Source organism: Pseudomonas auratipiscis (assembly GCF_036324085.1).
GTDB lineage: Bacteria > Pseudomonadota > Gammaproteobacteria > Pseudomonadales > Pseudomonadaceae > Aquipseudomonas > Aquipseudomonas auratipiscis.
On record NZ_JAZDCU010000005.1, the window covers coordinates 310,757 to 334,623 of the forward strand.

Annotated in this window: 18 protein-coding genes and 1 tRNA gene; 4 read left to right on the plus strand and 15 right to left on the minus strand. The window is 57.3% G+C overall.

Annotated elements, in window-relative coordinates:
- Positions 1-27: 27 nt before the first annotated feature.
- From V0R60_RS09745 to V0R60_RS09755, 3 genes are all read right to left on the minus strand, one after another.
- Positions 28-831 (minus strand): carbon-nitrogen hydrolase family protein, encoded by an 804-nt coding sequence (locus V0R60_RS09745; RefSeq protein ID WP_136474190.1) that lies wholly within the window; start codon positions 829-831, stop codon positions 28-30.
- A 13-nt stretch (positions 832-844) separates the two neighbouring features.
- Positions 845-2,527: a flavin monoamine oxidase family protein gene (locus V0R60_RS09750; RefSeq protein WP_136474191.1), complete on the minus strand. Its 1,683-nt coding sequence runs from the start codon at positions 2,525-2,527 to the stop codon at positions 845-847.
- Between the two features lie 185 nt (positions 2,528-2,712).
- Positions 2,713-3,171, minus strand: coding sequence for an Lrp/AsnC family transcriptional regulator (locus V0R60_RS09755; RefSeq protein ID WP_136474192.1), 459 nt, complete (start codon positions 3,169-3,171; stop codon positions 2,713-2,715).
- Positions 3,172-3,360: 189 nt separating this feature from the next.
- Between V0R60_RS09755 and V0R60_RS09760 the strand changes: the two genes are divergently transcribed.
- On the plus strand, positions 3,361-4,563 hold the full coding sequence (locus V0R60_RS09760) for an O-antigen ligase family protein (RefSeq protein WP_136474193.1): 1,203 nt from the start codon (positions 3,361-3,363) through the stop codon (positions 4,561-4,563).
- Here the strand turns inward: V0R60_RS09760 and V0R60_RS09765 are convergent.
- The 6 genes from V0R60_RS09765 to rpsU all read right to left on the minus strand — a co-directional run bounded on the left by V0R60_RS09765 (position 4,523) and on the right by rpsU (position 14,254).
- Positions 4,523-5,443 carry a glycosyltransferase family 2 protein gene (locus V0R60_RS09765; RefSeq protein ID WP_136474194.1) on the minus strand — a complete coding sequence of 307 codons (921 nt, stop codon included), beginning with the start codon at positions 5,441-5,443 and terminating at the stop codon, positions 4,523-4,525. The genes V0R60_RS09760 and V0R60_RS09765 overlap by 41 nt on opposite strands.
- 445 nt (positions 5,444-5,888) lie before the next feature.
- Positions 5,889-5,965, minus strand: a tRNA-Ile gene (locus V0R60_RS09770).
- Positions 5,966-5,978: 13 nt separating this feature from the next.
- Positions 5,979-9,722 (minus strand): EAL domain-containing protein, encoded by a 3,744-nt coding sequence (locus V0R60_RS09775; protein ID WP_136474200.1) that lies wholly within the window; start codon positions 9,720-9,722, stop codon positions 5,979-5,981.
- 127 nt (positions 9,723-9,849) lie between these two features.
- Positions 9,850-11,697, minus strand: coding sequence for an RNA polymerase sigma factor RpoD (rpoD, locus tag V0R60_RS09780; protein ID WP_136474201.1), 1,848 nt, complete (start codon positions 11,695-11,697; stop codon positions 9,850-9,852).
- A gap of 67 nt (positions 11,698-11,764) precedes the next feature.
- Positions 11,765-13,735, minus strand: a complete 1,971-nt coding sequence (gene dnaG / locus V0R60_RS09785) for a DNA primase (protein ID WP_330079260.1) — start codon at positions 13,733-13,735, stop codon at positions 11,765-11,767.
- Positions 13,736-14,038: 303 nt separating this feature from the next.
- On the minus strand, positions 14,039-14,254 hold the full coding sequence (gene rpsU / locus V0R60_RS09790) for a 30S ribosomal protein S21 (RefSeq protein WP_002551877.1): 216 nt from the start codon (positions 14,252-14,254) through the stop codon (positions 14,039-14,041).
- Positions 14,255-14,456: 202 nt separating this feature from the next.
- Between rpsU and tsaD the strand changes: the two genes are divergently transcribed.
- On the plus strand, positions 14,457-15,482 hold the full coding sequence (gene tsaD, locus V0R60_RS09795; protein ID WP_136474203.1) for a tRNA (adenosine(37)-N6)-threonylcarbamoyltransferase complex transferase subunit TsaD: 1,026 nt from the start codon (positions 14,457-14,459) through the stop codon (positions 15,480-15,482).
- Positions 15,483-15,505: 23 nt separating this feature from the next.
- Here the strand turns inward: tsaD and plsY are convergent, their stop codons facing one another.
- On the minus strand, positions 15,506-16,075 hold the full coding sequence (gene plsY / locus V0R60_RS09800) for a glycerol-3-phosphate 1-O-acyltransferase PlsY (RefSeq protein WP_136474204.1): 570 nt from the start codon (positions 16,073-16,075) through the stop codon (positions 15,506-15,508).
- A gap of 74 nt (positions 16,076-16,149) precedes the next feature.
- On the opposite strand from plsY, the gene folB reads away from it, so the two are divergent.
- Together folB and folK are read left to right on the plus strand one after the other, a co-directional pair.
- Positions 16,150-16,503 (plus strand): dihydroneopterin aldolase, encoded by a 354-nt coding sequence (gene folB / locus V0R60_RS09805; protein ID WP_136474205.1) that lies wholly within the window; start codon positions 16,150-16,152, stop codon positions 16,501-16,503.
- Complete coding sequence (gene folK, locus V0R60_RS09810; protein WP_136474206.1) at positions 16,494-17,003, plus strand: 2-amino-4-hydroxy-6-hydroxymethyldihydropteridine diphosphokinase; 510 nt, start codon at positions 16,494-16,496, stop codon at positions 17,001-17,003. The genes folB and folK overlap by 10 nt, the downstream gene beginning before the upstream one ends.
- A gap of 68 nt (positions 17,004-17,071) precedes the next feature.
- Here folK and V0R60_RS09815 read toward each other — a convergent pair whose 3' ends face one another.
- The 5 genes from V0R60_RS09815 to glpE form a co-directional block, all read right to left on the minus strand.
- Positions 17,072-18,298 carry a multifunctional CCA addition/repair protein gene (locus V0R60_RS09815; RefSeq protein ID WP_136474207.1) on the minus strand — a complete coding sequence of 409 codons (1,227 nt, stop codon included), beginning with the start codon at positions 18,296-18,298 and terminating at the stop codon, positions 17,072-17,074.
- Between the two features lie 56 nt (positions 18,299-18,354).
- Complete coding sequence (locus tag V0R60_RS09820) at positions 18,355-19,917, minus strand: SpoVR family protein (protein ID WP_136474208.1); 1,563 nt, start codon at positions 19,915-19,917, stop codon at positions 18,355-18,357.
- Positions 19,914-21,185, minus strand: coding sequence for a YeaH/YhbH family protein (locus tag V0R60_RS09825; RefSeq protein WP_330079261.1), 1,272 nt, complete (start codon positions 21,183-21,185; stop codon positions 19,914-19,916). The genes V0R60_RS09820 and V0R60_RS09825 overlap by 4 nt, the downstream gene beginning before the upstream one ends.
- Positions 21,186-21,320: 135 nt before the next feature.
- A complete protein-coding gene (locus tag V0R60_RS09830; protein ID WP_330079262.1) occupies positions 21,321-23,243 on the minus strand; it encodes a PrkA family serine protein kinase in 1,923 nt (640 codons plus the stop codon).
- 282 nt (positions 23,244-23,525) lie between these two features.
- Positions 23,526-23,855 (minus strand): thiosulfate sulfurtransferase GlpE, encoded by a 330-nt coding sequence (glpE, locus tag V0R60_RS09835; protein WP_203543823.1) that lies wholly within the window; start codon positions 23,853-23,855, stop codon positions 23,526-23,528.
- Positions 23,856-23,867 lie beyond the last annotated feature (12 nt).

Below are 23,867 nucleotides of genomic sequence, written 5' to 3' on the forward strand. Positions count from 1 at the left end.
TGTAGCGCGAACCGTCATGCTAGCGGATTATCCGCGATTGCGCGGATCGCCATACAGTTCAGGTCGCAGGTCATGCAGGTAAGGGGTGTTGGCGCGACCTTCATGTACCCGTTGCAGGTCCAGGTCTGCCATCAACAGGCACGGGTCGCGACTGGCCATGGCCAGAATGCTGCCGTCGGGGCCGACGATGCTGCTTTGCCCGCAATAGTGGATCTCGTCTTCTGCTGCACAGTAGTTGGCATACACCAGGTAGCACTGGTTTTCGTAAGCACGGGCGCGCACGGTCACCTGGGCAACGAAATCGTAGGGAACCATGTTCGCAGTAGGCACCAGAATCAGTTCGGCGCCGGCCAAGGCCAGGCGCCGAGCGTTCTCCGGAAACTCGATGTCGTAGCAGATCAACACACCCAGGCGCCATCCGTTCAGCTCCACGACCGGAAAGTGGTCTGGCCCTGGACTGAACATTGCCCGGTCCAGACCGCCGAACAGATGGGTCTTGCGGTAGTTGCACAAACTGCTGCCGTGAGCGTCGATCAGTTGCACAGCGTTGTACACCCGACCGTCCTCGGACAGTTCCGGATAACCATAGGCAATGGCGATGCGATTGCTCTGGGCTATCTCTACCACGGCCATGGCCGACGGCCCGTCCTCGGCCTCGGCCAAACGTGCCACTGCTTCGCTGCCAATGTTGTAGCCGGTCAGGAACATTTCCGGACATACCAGCAACTCGGCACCGCGGGCGGCTGCCAACAGCGCCTGCTGGTGCAGGCGCTCGAGGTTGCCGGGTACATCCAATGGCTGCGGTGCACCTTGATACAGCGCGATGCGCATGACGTTACTCCCGTCAGTCGGCCAGGGCGATGGGGCCGATTTCATGGAACACATCGCCTGGGCCGGGGTTATCTGGATGGGTATGACCCCCGAAGTGAGTCATGATACCCCACACTGCATTGAGCGACGTTTGCACGGCGCCTTCGACCCAGGCGGGGGTCCAGGACACGTCATCACCGGCGATGAAGATGCCGCGTTGCTCGCTAGGCAAATCCTGCTGCATGAAGTGCGCGTACATGCGTTGGTTGTAACGGTAGTGACCCGGCAGGGCGCCTTTGAAGGCACCGAGGAAATGCGGATCGGCTTCCCAGGACACGGTGATCGGATCACCGATGATGTGCCCGGCGATGTCCACTTTTGGATAGATTTTCTTCAATGCATCAAGGGCTAGCTTCACCCGCTTTTCCACCGGGTGTGGAAGCATCTTCAGGGCGTCGCTCATCCAGGAATAGGACAGGCAGATCACGCCCGGCTTGTCGTCACCGTTGTCGAACAGGTAAGTACCACGGGTCAGGCGGTCGGTGAGGGTCATGCTCATCAAATCACGGCCGGTTTCTGGGTCTTTATCTTTCCAGAATGGTCGATCGACCATGACGAAGGTCTTCGACGACTGCATATAACGGGTACGGTCCAGGGCCATCCACATTTTTTGCGAGAACAGCGATTCCTCGCATTCGATCTGGGTGGTCAGCAGCCAGCTCTGGCAGGTAGTCAGCACGGCACCATAGTGGCGCGTGTCGCCCCAGTTGTCAGTGACCGCCAGGCGTCCATCGGCATGGCGAGCAATGCTCTTGACCCCCGGGCGCGGCGCTCCCCGGTGCAGGGAGCTGAGACTGGTGCCTTCCGGCCAGTGGGCGCAGCGTTGGGGCACATGGCGCCAGATGCCCAGCGGAACCTGCTCGACGCCACCTACCACCAAATGCTGGTGATCGTCGCAGTTGGTCATTACCACGCGGAAGATTTCCAGCATCGAGTTAGGGAAGTCCGAGTCCCAGCCACCGGTTCCGAATCCGACCTGGCCGAACACTTCCCGATGCAGAAAGCTGAGTTTGGCAAAGGCTTTGGAGGTGGCGACGAAGTCGTAGAAGGTGCGGTCGTCCCAAAGCGGCACCAGGGTGTTCCAGAGTTCCTTGAGACGCGGCACATCACGGTCGCGGATCGCTTGTTGGATCTCTGCGAAACGGGAGCCATCCTCCAGGGCATCGGCCCAGGCATCGGCAACTTCCTGGAACAGTTGCGGCAGGTCCGAGAGCTTTTCGGCGTAGTGGGTCTGGCCTTCAAGGTCGATGACAGTGCTACCCGAAGCTGGCGTCAGCGGGTTAGGGAAAGGCTTGGTTTGCAGGCCCAGCTTGTCTACATAGTGGTAGAACGCGGTGGAGGACACGGGGAATCGCATGCCGCCCAGTTCAGCGATGATTCCATCGGTGCCTTCGAAGCTTTGCGAGCGCAGTCGGCCACCCATCTTCGACGCTTCGTACACCACGGGCTTAAGGCCCAGCTTCATCAGCTCGTATGCCGCTACCAGGCCGGCAATGCCGGCACCCACAATGGCCACTTCTTCACCGTGACGTTCGACAGGAATACTGCCCAGGCCGGCTGGGTGTTCGATCCAGTCATCAAACGCGAAGGGGAAATCCGGGCCAAAAATGGTGACAGGTTTTTTGCCGTCGGCGGGATGACGATTATTCTTATTCATGAGATGACCTTGCCAGGGCTGCGCTGCACGCGAAGCTTGAGTATAGAAAACGCTGGCGGTCAGTTTAGAGCGTGTGAGTTACGTAATTAAGAAGCAGAGTGTCGTCTATTTGCTCGCCAAATCGTCTATTTGTCTCCAGTCATCGTCATAATGACGTCTGCGCTGGGGACGGGCTGGCCCCGTGATCAGTTCCAGCCACGATCCACCTTGCTACTGAGAATGATCGAAGTAGTGGTCTTCTCCACACCCTCGACGCTGCCGATCTGATCAAGCAACTGATCCAACTGTTCCGGCGAATCACTGCGCAGCCAGGCCACATAATCAAACTCACCACTCACTGCGCAGAGCTGTTGCACTTGCCCCATGGCACCAAGGCGGCGTACCACTTCCTTGCCCGAGCGCGGCTGCACCTTGATCCCGACATAGGCTTGTAACCCGCCATCAATCAAGCGCTGCCCAAGGCGCACACCATAGCCGCTGATAACTTTGGTTTTCTCCAGCCGCGCCAGGCGCGAGGTGACTGTCGTGCGGGCAATGCCCAACTGCCGGGCAAGCATGGCAACGCTTTCGCGGGCGTTGATCTGCAAGAGCGAAATCAGTTGGCGGTCGATTTCATCGAGGGCGATGGGGCGACTGTCGGACATGGGTATTCTCTGGGTTGGCGCGTAGCGTGGCGGACTAGGTAAACCCGTTAGCCTATCCACACCCCATGCTACCCGGCAAGCTTCCCGCGCGGTGAATAACTGCGCTGGAGCGGGCTTGTGCGGGTTCAGCCTCGCTACAAATTCGCTCAGCACATACAATCTAGCCTCTCAACTTGACGAGCACGCTTCATGTCAACGGATGTATTGACTCAATCCACCCCCCAACGCTTGGGGAATCTAATCATTAGCTACTTGCTGCCGCTTGGCTGGCTGGTCACGCTGACAGGAATGTTCTGGGCCTGGGAGCGCCCGCACTACCATAAATCCTTTTATATCTTTCTCGCCTTTCCAACTCTGCTGGCCTTGATCCTGCGTCCGCGCTTGCTCAAGCCCCTCACGAGCAACCCTTTATTTATTGCTTTCCTGACCTTCAGCGCCTACACCATGCTGAGTCTTGCCTGGTCCGATACCGAGAATTCGGTCGGCAGCTTGCTCAAGCGCCCGCTGTACATTGCCATGCTGATGTTTGCCGCAGGCATCATCGCCCTGCGTACTCCTGAGCGCCTTGGGCAGCTCACACGCCTGGCAGCTATCATCGCTGCTGTAGCTGCGGGGCTTTCACTTCTGTATTTCGCCTTCAACACCCCTTCCATCTTTCGTTACCGACTGACTGGGTACGGCGCGCTCTACAACCCGCTCCTCACCGGTCACGTCTTTGGGGCATTCGCCGCATTCTGGCTGGCTTCGTGGTTTCAGGCGCGGAGCCCACTGAGTCCTTTGCCGATTATTTGCCTGGCGCTGCTAGGCGCCGCGATCCTTGCCACTGGCTCACGGACACCCTTGGTTGGTCTTGCGGGGGCGCTGATCTGGTTGCTGATCGTCGGCGATCGACGCCGCGGGATGATTGCGCTGGGGTTGGCGGCGCTGACTTTGGTGGGCGTTGCGATTCTTCACCCTGAAGCGATCACTCAGCGCGGCATCTCCTACCGCCCGGCTATTTGGATGGATGCGTTGCGCCAGATTGGCGAGCACCCATGGCTGGGTCATGGATACGACAGCCCCATGACGGTGGCCATTCCCGGAATACGCAAGCTTTCCGATCCCCACAACATTGAGTTGGGTGTGTTGTACGCGGGCGGTATCGTAGGATTGGTGCTGTGGATGACGCTATATGGCCTGGCGATGTATTTCAGCTGGATCTATCGAAAGCATCCAACCGTTACCCTGGCGGCCACCTGGCTGGTGTTCGGTTTTGCTTCGGGCCTGACTGAAGGCAGCGCCTTCATGTCACGCCCTAAAGAACATTGGTTCTTGATCTGGTTGCCGCTGGCAATGGTTTACGGGCAATCGCTCATTTACTGGAAGCGTGACCGCGCATCTTCGCTGAGCTGATCAGTCGCCACATACCGCGGAAGGTTTTCTTGTTCCAGAACTTGACCGGGATTTCCGCCAGGATCTCCCGGGCAAGGGCCTTATCGCGGTTGGCGTACTTGAGCAGCATGGAGTTACGAAAGTTCATGCACACCCACTCATAGCGTGGATGATCGCAGAACACCTCATATGTCCGTAGTACGTTATCCACCATGAAGCGGCCGTTCTTGAAGGTATTGCTCGGGTGGTCACGGTATTGAGCCAGCACCTCGCCGAGCACGTCGATAAAGTAACCGGCGCGGGTGATTGCCAGCTCGATGTAGACGTCTTCCAGGCGGATATTGGCATTGAAACCGCCCACTTTATCCAAGGCTTCACGACGCAGCATCAACGTTGCAGCCATTGGCCCAGGCTTGCGGTCGAGAAACAGATCATCGAAATCCAGGCGGCGAAAGGGCAGATTGCGCTTACGCTGTTCGCGGGGGCCCATCACCTTGCCATCCTGGTCGATGGTTTCGATGTTGGCCGAGCAGATTCCCACCTCAGGCTTGCCACGCATGTACTCCACCTGGGTGGCGATGCGATGGGGGAACATAATGTCGTCGGAACCGAATGGCACGATCAGCTCACCGCGCGCGCGTTCAATGGCATCATTCAGGGTGCGAGCCAGGCCTTGGTTGGCCTGCAACTTCAAATCGAAACCGTGCTGCGCTTGCAGTCGCTGCAAAATTGCCTGGCTGTCGTCCTTGGAACCATCGTCGATGACCAGCAGCTCTATATTCTTATAAGTCTGGTTGATAACGCTATTTATGCACGTTTCGATATATCGCGCATGATTGTAGGACGCGATGATCACTGTCACCAACGGCGAATCAGTAGCATCGTGACGCTGAGCAGACATAAACAAAAACCCCTAAGTTTGTACCGTACCGCATGAGTACTTCGCAGCTCACATCTGCAGAGGGCGCGCTCAAGCGTACGAGCCCTCATCTTGATCTTAGCTAATGGATTGCACGTGTACCGCACGTGTCTTGCAATCGTCGTTCTGGCGACCTCCATGGAGTCCCCTGTCACCAAAACTACTGTGCTGTGAACGCATGGTCCCTGCTGCATTGGCAGATCGCAGGCACGCGAAAGGCATTCTACCGGGATATCAGCCATCCGTGGCGCTGATGGCCAATTGCTTCATTGAAAGATGTCTTGAATCAACGAGTTAGCAATGCGTGCGTCGCACTTTTCACGTGCTTGTAAGACGAATCCGGGACGATTCGAAAGGCGCCTAAACTGGGAGCGGCGGAATATTTCTTACGGGCATAAAAAAGCCGCGCAGTGCGCGGCTTTGAAACTGGTGGGCCCACACGGACTCGAACCGTGGACCAAAGGATTATGAGTCCTCTGCTCTAACCAACTGAGCTATAGGCCCCAGTGGTCGCGGATTATAACGAGGGTTTGCGGGCTGTGCCATCCGAAAGATCCGAAACTGCTATACGAAGAAACGTTGTGGCGAATTCGTCGGCGGCTAATGGCAGGCTGATGATGTAGCCCTGGATCTGTTCGCAGCCTTCGGCGGTGAGGAATCGTTGCTGGGCCAGGTTCTCGACGCCTTCGGCGATGATGGTCAATTGCATGCTGCGTCCCAGGGCGATGATTGCTCGGGCGATGGCGGCATCGTGGGGGTCATCCGGTAGCCCGCGAATGAACGATTGGTCGATCTTGAGGATGTCCAGCGGCAGGCGCTTGAGGTAACTCAGGGAGGAGTAGCCTGTGCCGAAGTCATCAATGGCCAGTTGTACGCCCAGGTGTTTGAGTTGATGGAGGATGGCCAAGGCTTCTTCAGCCTGGCTCATGATGAAGTTTTCGGTGATCTCCAGTTGCAGGTCGCCGGCTTTGAGTTGATGGGTCTTCAACAGTTGCTCGATGCGCTTGATCAGGCTTGGTTGGCGAAGTTGGGCGCCGGCGAGGTTGACCGACAAGGGGCCGAACGGCAGGTAATGTTTTTTCCAAGCCTGCATCTGCTGGCAGGCTTTTTCCAGGACCCAATCTCCCAATTGCAGGATCATGCCGTTTTCTTCGGCCAGGGCGATGAAGTGCTCAGGCGGGACTTCACCAAACAGCGGATGGGTCCAGCGAATCAGTGCTTCGGCGCCAACAAGACTCTGAGTTTTCAGGCTGAACTTTGGTTGGAAGTTCAGGCTCAGCTCGTTACGCTCGATTGCCCGGCGCAGTTCATGCTCCAGAGCGATGCGTTCACTGGCCTGGGCGGTCAGGTCGCGGGTGTAGGATTCCACCCTATTGCGCCCCTTGGCTTTGGATCGATACATCGCTGCGTCGGCGTTGCGGATCAGAGAAGCAACGTCGCTGCCGTCCTGCGGGTAGAGGCTGGTGCCGATGCTGGCGCTGGTAAAAAACTCGTGTTCGCCGGCCTGGAAAGGAGCGCTGAAGCAGGCCAGCAACTTGTTGGCAATGTGGCTTGCATCGCTAGGTTGATGCAGACCGGGCAAGAGAATGATGAACTCGTCACCGCCCAGTCGGGCCACGGTGTCGATGTCTCGAACCTGTTCTTTCAGGCGCTGGGCAATACCTTTTAGCAGCAGGTCACCGACGGGATGGCCCAGGCTGTCGTTGATGTGTTTGAAGCGGTCCAGGTCGAGGAATAATACGGCTCCCTGGCGTTTGGAGGTCTGCGCGCAGGTAAGGGCGGCTTGCAGTCGGCTTTCGAACAGGGTGCGGTTTGGCAATCCGGTCAGCGGATCATGGTGCGCCTGGTAGTCGAGTTTCGCCTGGGCATGCTTGAGGCTCGAGATGTCGGCAAATACCGCGACGAAATGGGTGATGACCCGCTCGTTGTTGCGCACGGCACTGATAGTCAGCCAGCTAGGGTACAGCTCGCCATTTTTGCGGCGGTTCTGGATTTCGCCTTGCCAATGCCCTTCAGCGGTCAACTGGTGCCACATCGATACGTAAAAGGCGCTGTCGTGTTGGCCCGAGGCGAGCAGACGTGGCGTTTGCCCCAGGGCTTCGAACTCGCTGTATCCGGTTATTTCGCTGAAGGCCCTGTTCACGGCGCTGATGTGCTGGTCGGTGTCGGTGATCAGCACACCCTCAGCAGTGTTCTCGAACACCGTTGCGGCCAGTTGCAGTTTTTCCTGCATCAGGTGGCGCTCGGTAATATCCCGGGCGATGGTCAGCATGCAGTCTTCACTGCCGATCGGTAAGGGGCGGGCAGATAGTTCACACAGGCGGATTTGTCCGTCACTGCGTCGGATATGACAACTGAAATCCCGCACGAAGCCGTCTTTTTTCAGCAGTTCCAGCAGCCGGCGACGTTCGTTGAGGTCTACCCATATACCCAGGTCCAGGGAAGTGTGATCCAGCGACATGCGACTGTCGAAACCGGTCAGGCGGCAAAATCCGTCGTTTACCTCGAGCAGCATGCCGTCACGTTGGCGCGAGAGCAGCAGGCCATCGGGCGATGCGTGGAATGCTTTGGCAAATTTTTCTTCGGAGGTTTGCAGCTGCTCCTGGGTTTCCTTGAGCTGACTGATATCACGCACGGCCACCACCAGTGCAGGTGTGCTGTCGAGCTCGAACGTTTCTGCCGATATCAGGCCGGTGAACAGCTGGCCGTTGCTGCGACGGAACAGCGTTTCCAGGTTGCGGATGCTGCCTGACTGCAAGCGCAGCAGTAGCCCAGGGCCGATGCCATTGGTCCCCCAAATGTTCAGGTCCGTGGTTGTACGCCCGATTACCTCTGCTGCACTCAGGCCGATTTGCTCTTCAAATGCTTCATTGACCTCCAGCAGGCAGCCGTCGCTGAGGCGGGCAATCAAAAGGATGTCTGGGCACTGCTGGAAAACGGAGGCAAATTTCTGCTCGGAGAGACGCAGGGCATCTTCGGCGTTCTTGGTTTCGCTGATATCAATCATCAGCCCGCGCATTACTGGCTTGTGTCCATGCTCGATCAGGCTGACGATGTCGCGCACCCAAAGGCTACGGCCGTCGGCACGAATGACCCTGTATTCGAGGCTGTGGTCGCGTCCGGCAGCAGTTTCAGTGTCGCAGTAGGCCTGCGCCCAAAGTGCATCGTCGGGATGAATGATGCTGCGCCAGAAGCCCGGACGTAGCCATTGGCCCAGCGGATACCCAAGCAGATCCTCCGCGTGAGGTGAGACGTAGCTGTACTTGAAGTCATTGGCGTCAGCTTCCCAGGCGATTGCCGACAGGCTTTCGATAAGGCCCCGATAATGGTATTCGCTGCTGCGCAACTCCTGCTCCAGGGCGATACGTCGGGAAATTTCGGAGCTCAACCGCCGATTGACCCGAATCACCGCCAGCAACAGGGCGACCAGCAACAAGATGCCGGGTAGTCCGTAGATCAATAAGTCAGTCCAGAAGGTCCGATGGTCGAGCACCTTGCCAACCCATCGCTCCTGAATATCGCTGACTTCACCCGCACTCATGTCTGCCATGACTTTATCGAGGATACCGACGAGGATTTTCTGTTCTCGAGGTACCGCCATAGCCAATTGATATCGGTAAGAGGTGTCGCCGCTTACATACAGCCCATCGAGCTTGAGCTGGCGCAAGCTCCAGATACTTGATGCCAGATCGCCAACAACGGCATCCACTTCATCGATGGCCAGGGCCTGCAGTGCGGAATTGACGTTAGGCATCGCGACCAGGTTCAGGTCGGGATGATGGCTGCGCAGCAATTCATGGGGGGCATAGTTTTCTACAACGGCCACTTTCAGCCCATAGAGGTCGTTGAGTTTGCGCGGCTGTGGGCCACCCTTATGGGCCAGAATGACGATTGGGAAATCCAGGTAGGGACGGGTGAAGGCCAGGAAATTCTGGCGTTCCGGTGTCGACATGATGCCGGGGAGCAGATCCAGTTTGTTCTGTTTGGCCTGTTCCAGCACAGCCGTCCAGGTGGCCGGCTCGACCAACTTGAAGGTTATGTCCAGCCGCTCTTGAAACAGAGCAATGTAGTCGGCAGCCAATCCCTGGTAGCGACCCTCCTGGTCGCGGTATTCAAACGGTGGCCAGGATGCGTCGACGCCTAGGCGCAGCTGTGGGTGGGCGCTGAGCCAGGCTTTTTCTTCCTCTGTCAGGGTCAAGGCGCCGGCCGTTGTGCTCCAAATCAGTTGGAACACCAACAGAAGGGCCGGCATTTTGGGCATATCGGCCTCGTCACACAGGTGAACTGATTCGAGTGTAGACGGGCATTTCTACGATAGGGTGTGGCGAGGGGATGAAAAAGAGTGGTTTGCACAAAAGAAAAACCCCGGACTGGGCCGGGGTTTGTCATCACTCGTCGAGGAAGGAGCGCAAATGCTCGCTTCGCGTCGGGTGGCGCAGCTTGCGCAGCGCCTTGGCTTCAATTTGACGGATCCGTTCACGGGTCACGTCGAACTGTTTGCCGACCTCTTCGAGGGTGTGATCGGTGTTCATGTCGATACCGAAACGCATGCGCAGCACTTTGGCTTCGCGTGCGGTCAGACCGGAGAGCACGTCACGAGTCGCTTCCTTGAGGCTTTCAACCGTGGCTACATCGATTGGCGACTGCATGGTCGAGTCTTCGATGAAGTCACCCAAGTGCGAATCTTCGTCGTCACCGATCGGGGTTTCCATGGAGATCGGCTCTTTGGCGATCTTCAATACCTTGCGGATCTTGTCCTCAGGCATTTCCATGCGCTCACCCAGCTCTTCCGGGGTCGGTTCACGGCCCATTTCCTGCAGCATCTGCCGGGAGATACGGTTGAGCTTGTTGATCGTCTCGATCATGTGCACCGGAATACGGATGGTGCGAGCCTGGTCGGCGATCGAACGGGTGATCGCTTGACGAATCCACCAGGTGGCATAGGTCGAGAACTTGTAACCGCGACGGTATTCGAACTTGTCCACTGCCTTCATCAAACCGATGTTGCCTTCCTGGATCAGATCGAGGAATTGCAGGCCGCGGTTGGTGTACTTCTTGGCGATGGAGATAACCAGACGAAGGTTAGCCTCAACCATTTCTTTCTTCGCACGACGAGCCTTGGCTTCACCGATCGACATGCGACGGTTAATGTCCTTGATCTCGGCGATAGTCAGGCCGGTTTCGTTCTCCAGGTCGATCAGCTTCTGCTGGCAAGCGACGATGGCATCGTTTTTCTCGCCCAGCGCTGCAGCCCACTTGGTGCTGCGCTTGGAAAGATCACCGCTCCAGGTCTGGTCCGTTTCGTTGCTTGGGAACAGGCGCAGGAAGTCGGCACGAGGCATACGTGCATCACGTACACACAGTTGCATGATCGCGCGTTCTTGCTGGCGCAGACGATCAAGAGCACTGCGAACACGCTCGACCAATACTTCGAACTGCTTTGGCACCAGCTTGATCGGCATGAACAGCTCAGCCAGTTCAAGCATCGCCTTGATGCTGTCCTTGTGCTGGCGACCGTTCTTCTTCAACACTTTGAGGGTGGCGTTCAGTTGCTCCTGAACGGCACCGAAGCGCTGCTGGGCAATGACTGGATCGGGACCGCTTTCGGCTTCTTCCTCTTCCTCGGCTTCTTCTTTCTCTTCGTCTTCGTCGTCACTCTCGGCCTTGGCCGGAGCTTTCGGATCGACAGGCGGCGGAACTTCGGCCGGAGGGGCAATGCCGTCGTCCGGGTCGATGTAGCCACTGAGAACGTCAGACAGGCGACCGCCTTCGGCGGTTACTCGATCGTATTCGCTGAGGATGTAGTCGACAGTACCCGGGAAATGGGAGATAGCTCCCATGACCTCGCGAATACCTTCTTCGATACGCTTGGCGATTTCGATTTCGCCTTCACGGGTCAGAAGCTCGACGGTTCCCATTTCACGCATGTACATGCGGACCGGGTCGGTCGTACGACCAATATCGGTTTCCACAGCCGCCAACGCAGCAGCAGCTTCTTCAGCTGCGGCTTCGTCAGTGTCGGCTTCGGCCAACAAAAGGGCATCCGCATCCGGAGCACTCTCGAATACGTTGATCCCCATGTCGTTGATCATGCGGATGATGTCTTCCACCTGCTCCGGATCTGAAATATCCTCTGGCAGATGGTCGTTGACCTCCGCGTAAGTCAGGTAGCCCTGCTCACGACCGCGGGTGATCAACTCTTTGATGCGAGACTGCTGTTGCGCTTTTCCGGACATAACACCCTATCCACTGAAGGTCTTGGCGGGCAAAAAACAAGCCGAGGATTATACCCGAGCTAGGACCTCACGCGCCAGTTGAGGTCGGGGTTTGTGCGTGAACATTCCGGCTTAACAGGTCGCGCAGCTGATTTTTTTCCTCTGCGCTCAACTCACTTTGACGTGCTTTCCTGAGCAGATGTTCCAGGCTTCGCTCGCGTTGGCGAGCTGACAAGCTAGTTATAGTGTCGAAAAACTGTTGTTCAAGGTTGTCGGCATCGATTAGCCATTCCTTTTCAGCCAGTGCGCGTAGCAAGCGGCCTTGTTCAGTGCCGTGCCAGCGTGCAATCAGCTGTAGTGAGCGTAGCTCAGGATTCTTTTGCAACGCCTCCAGCAAGGCCACCAACAGTTGGGCGTAGACATGTTCTTCCGCTGCGAAATGGCCAGCATCCTCGACCTTTTTGGCTAGCTGCGGGTGGTGTAGCAAGGTGCGCAGGGCGCTCAAGGTCGGAGGTTCTACCGAGGTTGGTACGCGCGGTGGTGCATCCTGGCGTTGGCCGTTACGCTCCCACGGCTTGCCTTTTTTGTCCCATGGCTTGCCTTCCCACTTCTTCTTGCCTCCCTTGCTTGGCGTCCACTGTTGTTGCACTGGCGCGTAGTCGGGCTGGTGGAAGTCGCCGTAGTCGGGGTTGTAGTCGGGAATGGCATCGTAATCGATGCCAGGGTCGTAGCTTGGCGGCGCTTCGGCAGGAGCGCTGTGACTCAGTTGCTCGACCTGGTGATTATCCAGGCCGGTGATTTCCTTGAGCCGATTGCGCATCAATGCGCGTAGGTTGGCCCCCGGCACTTTTTCGATCAACGGTGCTGCCAGCGTTGCCATGTGCGCCTTGCCCTCAAGTGAGCGAGGGTCGGCTTCTTCGGTCAACTGCTGGAAAAAGTAGTCGGCCAAGGGCTGGGCATGCTGGTTGATTCGAGCGCGAAACGCATCGGTGCCTTCCGCGCGAATAAGGGTGTCTGGGTCTTCGCCCTCGGGCAGGAACAAAAAGCGTGCTTTGCGACCGTCCTGCAAACTCGAGAGGGTGGCTTCCAGGGCGCGCCAGGCAGCATTGCGCCCTGCCTGATCGCCGTCGAAGCAGAACAGCACGCTGGGCACAACGCGAAAAAGACGCTTGAGGTGTTCTTCGCTTGTGGCTGTGCCGAGTGTTGCTACCGCATTGCGCAGGCCTTGCTGGGCCAGGGCGATAACGTCCATGTAGCCTTCGACCACGATGATTTCATCGAGGTTGCGGTTGAATTTTCGTGCCTCGTACAGGCCATACAGCTCTTGGCCTTTGTGAAACACGGGTGTTTCCGGGGAGTTCAGGTACTTGGGCTTGTCGTCGCCCAGCACCCGACCACCAAATGCGATAACCCGGCCACGACTGTCGCGAATCGGAAACATGACCCGGTCACGGAAGCGGTCGTAGCGCTTGCCTGACTCAGCGTTCTCGATCAGCAGGCCGGCATCGATCATGGCCTTTTGTTGTAGTGTGTCGCTGCTCAAGTGCTTGAACAGGTTATCCCAGCCTGGCGGGGCGTAGCCCAGGCCGAAATCTCGAGCGATCTCGCCGGACAGCCCGCGGCCTTTGAGGTACTCCACGGCTGAGCGGCGTGTCGGGTGGCTTTTCAAGGCCTGACGATAAAATTCGCCAGCCGCTTCCAGCAGCGGATAAAGCGGAGAGTCGGTGGGTTGCCGAGGCTTGTGCCCGCGACCACCTTCTTCGCGAGGTACTTCCATGCCGGCGGCCTTGGCCAGTTCCTCGACGGCCTGGGGGAAGTCCAGGTTGTCGTGGTCCATGATGAAGCCCAAGGCATTGCCCCCCGCGCCGCAGCCGAAGCAGTAATAAAACTGCTTGTCGGGGCTCACGCTGAACGACGGGGTTTTTTCCTTGTGGAACGGGCAACAGGCTGTGAGGTTTTTGCCTGCTTTTTTCAGTTGCACGCGCGAGCTCACCACGTCGACGATGTCGGTGCGGTTGAGGAGGTCGTCGATGAAACTTTGGGGAATCAGCCCGGCCATGGCGCTCTCATCATCAGGCGATAAGCAAGTGTAATCGCTAATGCTGCAGGGACGGCTTCGCGTTCGAGCGATGTCGAATGGGTAAACACAAAATTCGGAAAGACGTGCTCGTCTGCAGCCGGTTAAGGCTCGTCAGTACCGACGCGCACAGCTGGTATAAAACCAGTTCTGACGATTCAGGCAGGTTGTCACATTGCAGGGCAATGGGACGCCTCGGGCGCTCAGACCTGAGGATAAAACAACTACTGCCAGCAGCCCGGCTTGAAGGCCGGGCGAGGCAGAAGCTTGCGACGGACGTCTGTATTAGTACAGGCGAACGGCGCGGCGCTGTTCGCGCTGAACTTTCTTGGCGTGACGTTTAACAGCGGCTGCTGCTTTGCGCTTACGCTCAGAAGTCGGCTTCTCGTAAAATTCGCGGCTACGAACTTCAGCCAGAACACCGGCTTTTTCGCAGGAGCGCTTGAAACGACGCAGAGCTACGTCGAAGGGTTCATTCTCTTTAACTTTGACGGCTGGCATCCAGAGCTACCTTCATTCATTACCGGGGGTCAACGAACTCGTGGCAAAACTGTGCACTGGAGAACGTCGGTTTTTAAGGGTTGCGGATGTTAACCCTTAGCCAGCAGGAATGCAAAGCCTCTGATCGAAAACCGCTGGTCGGCATCGGGAGTGGGGACTATCATGCGCGCCTTCGAATTCAGCCTAAACAAGGCGCAGACCCATGCTAGTACTGGGATTAGAAACATCCTGCGACGAAACCGGCGTCGCATTATACGACAGTGAACGCGGTCTTTTGGCCGATGCATTGTTCAGTCAAATCGACTTGCACCGTGCCTATGGCGGCGTGGTGCCGGAGCTCGCCTCGCGCGATCACGTCAAGCGTATGCTGCCGTTGATCCGCCAGGTGCTGGCCGAAGCCGACTGTGTCGCCACCGAAATCGATGCCATTGCCTATACCGCAGGTCCGGGGTTGGTAGGCGCGTTGCTGGTCGGCGCTTCGTGTGCCCAGGCCTTGGCTTTCGCCTGGGGTATCCCGGCGTTGGGGGTACACCACATGGAAGGCCATTTGCTTGCGCCGATGCTCGAGGAGCAGCCGCCTGAGTTCCCGTTCGTCGCGTTGCTGGTGTCCGGTGGGCACACACAGTTGGTGCGTGTGGATGGCATAGGTCAATACGAGTTGCTGGGCGAGACCTTGGATGACGCCGCAGGCGAAGCATTCGACAAGACTGCCAAGTTGATGGGGCTGAATTATCCGGGCGGCCCGGAAATCGCCCTGCTGGCCACTCGAGGTGTACCGGGACGCTTTGTTTTTCCACGGCCGATGACCGATCGTCCGGGCCTGGACTTCAGCTTCAGCGGCCTGAAGACGTTTGCCCTCAATACCTGGCAGCAGTGCCAGAAGGCTGGAGACGACGGCGAGCAAACCCGTTGCGACGTGGCGCTGGCCTTCCAGCAGGCGGTGGTGGAAACTTTGACCATCAAGTGCAAGCGTGCTTTGAAACAGACCGGACTCAAGCGTCTGGTAATCGCAGGTGGGGTGAGCGCCAACAAAGCGCTGCGTACTTCGTTGGAGGAGATGCTCGCCAGCCTCAAGGGCAATGTGTACTACGCTCGCCCGCAGTTTTGCACCGATAATGGCGCAATGATCGCCTACGCCGGTTGCCAGCGACTGGCGGCGGGGCAGCAGGAAAGCCTTGCTATCAGCGTGCAGGCACGTTGGCCAATGGAGCAGTTGGCGCCGCTGTAATGAGCCTCGCTCATGCAGATGATTCAGAAATGCCGTTCGCGGCCGGCAAAAAGGTCGCGTAAATTGCCGCGGTGTCGCCAGACAATCAGTACCGTCAGCACACTGATTGGCAAGAGCGCCTCAGGTTCGCGCCAGGCCAGCAATGGTAGCGTCAGCGGTGTGGCGATCAGCGCGGCCAGGGAGCTGGTACGGGTCAGGTAGAACGTCAGCAGCCAAGCGCTCACAGCCAATAGCGCTGCTGGCGGGTACAGGCCCAGAAGGAGGCCGGCGGCTGTGGCTACACCTTTGCCGCCACGAAAGCAGAAGTACACCGGAAACAAATGGCCGATGACCGCACACAAGCCAATCCAGGCCTGTTGTTGCAGATCAAGGCCGGCATAATTGGCAATTAGCACGGGCAATACGCCCTTGCACAAATCGCCAAGCAGGGTCAGGACCGCGAGCTTGCGGCCGGCCAGGCGCAGCATGTTGGTTGCCCCGGCATTGCCAGAACCGCTCATGCGAGGGTCCGGACTGCCGTTGAGGCGACTCAGGAGAATGGCAAAGGACAGCGAGCCAAGCAGGTAGGCGAGCAGCGCCAGTAACCAAAACATGCTAACTATTCCGGGCGAGGACGCCCTGATTCTAGCGGCGCAAGTCGCCCTTGTCGTGCAGTGGAGAGAAGTGCTTGGACAGAGTGTTCATCGAGGGCCTGGAAGTCGACACCGTTATTGGTGCCTATGACTGGGAGCGTGGTATTCGCCAGTGCCTGCGTCTGGACCTGCGTTTTGCCTGGGACAACCGTCCGGCAGCAGCCGGAGACGATCTGACCCTGGCGCTGGACTACGCCAGTGTTACCGCACGTATTCAGGCGTTTGCCGAGCAGGCGGAGTTTCAGTTGGTAGAGACGTTCGCCGAGCGCCTTGCCGCGCTGCTGATGAGTGAGTTCCAGATTCCCTGGTTGCAGCTCAAGTTGACCAAACCTGGTGCCGTTTCGGCAGCCACAGGAGTCGGCGTGGAGATCGAGCGCGGATGTCTCTGAACCGGGTTTACCTTGGTCTTGGCAGCAATGTCGAGCGTGAGCGGAATCTGTGTGCGGGGCTCGACGCCCTGGCTGGTTTTCTCCAGGACATGCGCTGTTCGCCGGTTTTCGAAAGCCAGGCTGTCGGGATCAAGAGTGGTCCATTTATCAATTTGGTAGTCACCGGACTTACTGATTTGCCGCTGATGGAACTGGATCGCCGGCTCAAGTTCATCGAGGCGGACAATGGCCGTTATGCGCCGGATCGCAAAGGCTTGCCGCTGGATATCGACGTGCTGATGTACAACGACATGCATGGCAGTTTCGATGGTTTGCTGCTGCCGCGCGCCGAAATTCTCAAGAATGCTTTCGTACTCTGGCCGCTGGCATTGATTGCGCCGGAGTTGTGGCATCCGGGTGCCGGGAAAACCATGGGGCAACTGTGGAATGAGGCAAGGATTGATCAGGTGCTGGCACCGGTGCCGTTTGAGTGGCGTGGGCAGCAACTGACCAGCCTCTGACGTTGCTATCGCAGGACAAGACCGCTCCTAACGGTCATGCCGTGAGCAGGGGCGAGCTTGACTTGCGATCAAGGTTCAACGCTGACGTAAGCTTTCAAGGCTTTCAGTCGTTCACCCTTCAACGCCTCTCCCAGCGCTTGTCCGGTGAGACCTTTCTGTACCAGAGGCTGCACTTGCACCGCCCGCGCGGCCGCTGCGGCGCCACGCAGGTAGTCAGCCTGTGGATATTCGCGCTGCTCCAGCCCTTTGCGTCCTCGTGCATCCATCTCGCAGGCTGCAATGAACTCCTCAAAACGCTGCGGCCGTCGGTAAACGTCAAAGCTTTGCAGTAAACCCAGCAGGGTCGATGCCTTGAGTTCCAGGGCACGGTGGCAATGGGTGTGGAATTCGCCGACCAGCAATGCCAGTTCCTGGCAATCGCGTGGCACTTTGAAGCGCTGGTTTACCGCCTTGATGAGTTTGAGCCCACGGTGCTCGTGAGCGATGTGCCTGGGCCATTCTTCCTCAGGGGTAAGCCCCTTGCCCAGATCGTGGAGCAGGCAGGCCCAGCGCACGCTCAGCGGCTGCTTGTGCCGTGCCGCTTGCTCGAGAACAGCCAGGGTGTGTATGCCGCAGTCGATTTCGGGGTGATGGGCGGGTGGCTGAGGTACGCCAAACAATGCGTCCAGCTCTGGAATCAATTCTTTTAGCGCAGCGCAATCGCGCAGAACCTGGATGAAAACCTGCGGTTGGTCTTCCATCAGTGCGCGGGCAATTTCCTTCCAGCTGCGTTCGGCGGTAAGCGCCTGAAGTTCGCCGGACTCACTGAGTTGACGCATCAAATCGTTGGTTTGCGCGGCTACCTTGAAGCCCAGTCCAGCGTAGCGTGCGGCAAACCGTGCGACACGCAGGACGCGCAGGGGATCTTCGGCGAATGCCGGTGATACATGGCGTAAAATTCGAGCTTCAAGATCTTTTTGGCCGTTATAGGGATCGCAAATGTTTCCCTGTTCATCTTCGGCCATGGCGTTGATCGTCAGGTCGCGTCGGGTCAGGTCTTCTTCGAGCGTTACTTCAGGGCTTGCGTGGAAAGTGAAGCCACCGTAACCGCGCCCACTTTTACGTTCGGTACGCGCCAAAGCGTACTCTTCGCCGCTTTTGGGATGGATGAACACCGGGAAGTCGGTACCCACAGGTCGATAGCCCAACGCCTGCATTTGCTCAGCGCTCGCGCCTACCACGACCCAGTCGATATCACTGACCGGTTGGCCGAGCAAGCGGTCACGTACGGCGCCGCCGACTTTGTAGATCTGCATGAAAATCCTCCGTTGATGCCACAGAATAACCTGTCTGGCCGCAACGGAGGATGCGTCTACAGATGCACGACCGCCAGGTCCAGGCGCCCGTACTCTGCTTCACTATGCTCGCCTCTGGGCGGCACATGGTGAGTTTTCATGATCTGGTCACCCTGCAGGGTCTCCAGATGGATATCAAAGCCCCACAGGCGGTGCAGGTGCTTGAGAACCTCCTCGGTCGAGTCGCCTAGTGGTTTGCGGTCGTGTTGTTGGTGACGCAGGGTCAGGGAGCGATCACCGCGACGGTCGATACTCCAGATCTGCACGTTGGGCTCACGGTTGCCAAGGTTGTATTGGGCAGCGAGCGTTTCTCGGATGATCCGATAGCCGCTTTCGTCATGAATGGCTGGCACCAGCAGGTCATCGCGCTGATCATCATCGAGAATGCTGAACAGCTTGAGGTCGCGGATCACTGTTGGAGAAAGGTACTGCAGGATGAAGCTCTCGTCCTTGAAGCTGCTCATGGCGAATTTGATGGACGACAACCAGTCACTGCCAGCGATATCAGGGAACCAGCGACGGTCTTCCTCGGTAGGGTTCTCACACATGCGTCGGATGTCCCGGTACATGGCGAAGCCCAAGGCGTAGGGGTTGATGCCGCTGTAGTAGGGGCTGTCGAAGCCGGGTTGGAACACTACGCTGGTGTGCGATTGCAGGAACTCCATCATGAAGCCTTCGGTGACCAAGCCTTCGTCGTACAGGTCATTCATCAGGGTGTAGTGCCAGAACGTCGCCCAGCCCTCGTTCATGACCTGGGTCTGGCGTTGCGGATAAAAATACTGAGCGATCTTACGCACGATGCGTACGATCTCGCGCTGCCAGGGTTCCAGTAGCGGGGCATGTTTCTCGATGAAGTAGAGAATGTTCTCCTGGGGTTCGGCCGGGAAGCGGGCGTTATCGCGGTCGCTGTTCTTGTCTGCGCTTTTGGGGATGGTTCGCCACAGGTCATTGATCTGTTTTTGCAGATGCTCTTCACGCTCTTTTTGCCGACGCCGTTCCTCTTCGGCAGAAATCGGGTAGGGTCGCTTGTAGCGGTCTACACCGTAATTCATCAGGGCGTGACAGGAGTCGAGCAGATCCTCTACCGCGTCGATTCCGTGGCGTTCTTCGCATTGGGTGATGTACTGCTTGGCGAACACCAGGTAGTCGATGATCGAACTGGCATCCGTCCAGGTGCGGAACAGATAGTTGCCCTTGAAGAAACTGTTGTGGCCGTAGCAGGCGTGAGCTACCACCAGTGCCTGCATGCAGATGGTGTTTTCCTCCATCAGGTAAGCGATGCAGGGGTCGGAGTTGATCACGATCTCGTAGGCCAGCCCCATCTGGCCTCGGCTGTACGACTTCTCTGTGCTGAGGAAGTGTTTACCGTATGACCAATGGTGATAGCCAAGTGGCATGCCGACAGACGCATAGGCGTCCATCATCTGTTCAGCCGTTATCACTTCGATTTGGTTAGGGTAAGTGTCCAGGGCATAGCGCTCGGCCAGGCGGCTGATTTCCCGGTCGTAGGCCTGGATCAGTTCGAATGTCCATTCGGACCCGGTGGATAGCGGTTGGCGCTTCTGCTCTCTAGCGGTCATGTCACTAACCTGCGCTGGAAGAGTTCACGGAAGACCGGATAAATATCACCGGCCGATACCAGTTGTTGCTGGGCGAACGTGTCGCCAAAGGCTTCGCCGATACGTTCATATTCGAACCACAGTGCTTGATGCTCGCGTGGAGTGATCTCAACGTAAGTGTAGTACTGGACGAACGGCATGATCTGCTTGGTCAGAATCTCGCGGCAGATCGGCGAGTCATCATTCCAGTTGTCACCATCCGAGGCTTGGGCCGCATAGATGTTCCATTCATTGGCCGGATAACGTTCGCTCATGACCTCTTGCATCAATTTCAGCGCGCTGGAAACGATGGTGCCGCCGGTTTCCCGAGAATAGAAAAACTCCTCTTCGTCGACTTCGCGAGCACTGGTGTGGTGGCGAATGAACACCACTTCGATCTTGTCGTAATTGCGCTTGAGGAACAGATACAGAAGGATGAAAAAGCGCTTGGCAATGTCTTTGGTGGCTTGGGTCATCGACCCGGAAACGTCCATCAAGCAGAACATCACCGCTTTGGAGCTAGGGTTGGGTTGTTTGACCAGCAAGTTGTATTTGAGGTCGAAAGTATCCAGGAAGGGCACGCGGTGGATGCGTGCACTCAACCGTTCAATTTCGGCTTCGGTTTCCTGAATATCGCCGAAGTTGTCTGGTTCTTCCCGCTTTAGGCGCGCCAGTTCCTCCTGAGCCAGGCGCAACTTTGCGCGGCTGCTGCCGGAGAGGGCGATGCGACGCGCGTGAGCTGAGCGCAAGGTGCGAATGATGTTGATGCGTGAGGGATTGCCTTCATTACTGATCCCGGCGCGCACAGTTTTGAAGGTATCGGTCCCGGTTAGATGACGCTTTACCAGGTTGGGCAGTTCCAGGTCCTCGAACATGAATTCGAGAAACTCCTCCTGGGTGATCTGGAAGACAAACTCATCCATCCCTTCGCCAGAGTTGCCTGCCTTGCCGCGACCACCGCCACCGCCGCCACCTTGAGGTCGGGCGATGTGCTCACCGGCGGTGAACTCCTTGTTGCCAGGATGCACCACGGTCTGTTTGCCACCCCGACCATGATGAAGCACCGGCTCGTCGATATCGCGGCCTGGAATACTGATTTGCTCACCATGCTCCATGTCAGTGATGGAGCGGCGACTTACGGCTTCCTCTACGGCTTTTTTGATGTGGTCACGGTAACGCCGTAGAAAACGCTGGCGGTTGACCGTGCTCTTGTTCTTGCCGTTCAGGCGTCGGTCGATTACATAGCTCATAGGCCCCTCCGGGAGTAGGCGGTAGCTGCAAGCTGCAAACTTCAAGTGGCAAGAAAGGGCATCGCTGCCGCCGCCAGCCAGGCGCATAGCGGATGTATGCGCCGGACTTGCAGCTGACAGCGTGCAGCTTGCCGCTTATTGGGATTTCCTGACCCGCAGGTACCATTCCGATAGCAGCCGAACTTGCTTGTCTGTGTAACCGCGTTCCACCATTCGGGTAACAAAGTCGTTGTGTTTCTGTTGGTCCTCTTTGCTCGCCTTGGCGTTGAAACTGATGACCGGTAGCAGATCCTCGGTGTTGGAGAACATTTTCTTCTCGATCACTACCCGCAGTTTTTCATAGCTGAGCCAGGTTGGGTTCTTGCCGTTGTTGTTGGCGCGAGCACGCAACACGAAGTTGACGATCTCGTTGCGGAAGTCCTTCGGATTGCTGATACCTGCCGGCTTCTCGATCTTCTCCAGTTCTTCGTTGAGGGCGATGCGGTTGAGGATTTCGCCAGTCTCCGGATCGCGGTATTCCTGATCCTGAATCCAGAAATCGGCGTACAGCACGTAGCGGTCGAAAATGTTCTGGCCGTATTCGCTGTAGGATTCAAGGTAGGCAGTCTGGATTTCCTTGCCAATGAACTCGATGTAGCGCGGCGCCAGGTATTCTTTCAGGTAACGCAGATAGCGTTCACGTACCTCGGCCGGGAACTGCTCCTGTTCGATCTGCTGTTCAAGCACATACAGCAAATGCACCGGGTTGGCGGCGATTTCGTGCGGATCGAAGTTGAAGACTTTCGACAGGATCTTGAAGGCAAATCGAGTCGAAAGGCCATTCATGCCCTCGTCGACACCTGCGGAGTCACGGTATTCCTGAATCGACTTGGCCTTGGGGTCGGTATCCTTGAGGTTTTCGCCGTCGTAAACGCGCATTTTCGAGTAAATGTTCGAGTTTTCCGGCTCTTTCAGGCGCGAAAGCACGGTGAACTGGGCGAGCATTTTCAAGGTGTCCGGAGCGCAATGAGCCTTGGCCAGGGAACTGTTGAACAGCAGTTTGTCGTAGATCTTGATCTCGTCGCTGACCCTCAGGCAGTACGGGACTTTGACGATGTAGATCCGGTCGATGAACGCTTCGTTGTTCTTGTTGTTGCGGAAACTATGCCATTCCGATTCGTTGGAGTGGGCCAACAGAATCCCGGAGTAGGGGATCGAGCCCAAGCCTTCGGTACTGTTGTAGTTACCTTCCTGGGTGGCGGTGAGCAACGGATGCAGAACCTTGATGGGCGCCTTGAACATCTCGACGAATTCCATCAAACCCTGGTTGGCCCGGCAAAGCGCACCTGAGTAGCTGTAGGCGTCGGCGTCGTTCTGCGGATATTCCTCGAGTTTACGGATATCGACTTTACCCACCAGGGCGGAAATATCCTGGTTGTTCTCGTCACCCGGCTCGGTTTTGGCTATGGCGATCTGGTTGAGAATCGATGGGTGCAGCTTGACTACCTTGAATTGGCTGATATCGCCCCCGAATTCGGCCAATCGCTTGGTCGCCCAAGGCGACATAATGGTGTTCAGATACCGCCGTGGAATGCCGAAGTCTTCTTCCAGGATCGCGCCATCTTCGGTGGCGTTGAACAGGCCCAGAGGCGACTCGAAGACGGGAGAGCCCTTGATTGCATAGAAGGGCACTTTCTCCATCAGTTGCTTGAGCTTTTCTGCCAGCGACGACTTACCGCCACCTACCGGTCCGAGCAGATAGAGAATCTGCTTCTTTTCTTCCAGTCCCTGGGCAGCATGGCGGAAGTAGGAGACGATCTGATCGATGCACTCTTCCATGCCATGAAAATCTTCAAAGGCTGGATAGCGTCGGATCACTTTGTTGGAGAAGATGCGCGACAGCCTTGAGTTATTCGAGGTGTCGACCAGTTCCGGCTCACCGATGGCCATCAACAGGCGTTCGGCCGCCGACGCATAAGCGCTGCGATCGCTTTTGCAGAGCTCCAGATACTCTTGCAGCGAAAGTTCTTCCTGACGGGTGGACTCGAAACGTTGCTGGAAGTGGCTAAAAATACTCATGACGTCACCTCGCTCGATACGTGGAGCCGACGCCGGATCAGTCAGCTGATGCTGGCATGCAATCGGCACTACCGATTGCTGTATACCCCCCAGAACACCTGTGAATCGCTACCGATGACCCGCACGCCGGTGTACCGGCTCTCCCCTTTTTGGATGGCCTGGGCTTAAGGATAGTTGGTTCTCGGCGAGGTCAAGGGCGGTTGGATGAATTGTTGCAGGTGACCGTTCGTCAGCTACGGCGCGAGCCCGCACGGGGCGCGGGCTGCAGGAGAAGAAAAAAAATTATTCGGTGCTGCCCTGAGCCGTTTCTGCTGGATAGGTGCCACGCCATAGCTCGAATCCGCCATCGAGACTATAGACGTCGGAAAAACCCTGGCTGACCAGATACGCCGCGGCGCTTTGACTTGAGTTGCCGTGGTAGCAGACGACCACGGTTGGCGCATCCAGGTCGGCGCCGCGGATGAATTCTGCTACCGAATGGTTGTCCAGATGGGTAGATCCGGTGATATGACCGAGGGCATAGGTTTGCGGGTCGCGAATATCGACCACGACCGCACCTTGCTCACGTAGCGCTTGGGCCTGCTCGGGAGGGATGCGTTTGAATTCGCTCATGGGGCGGCTTTC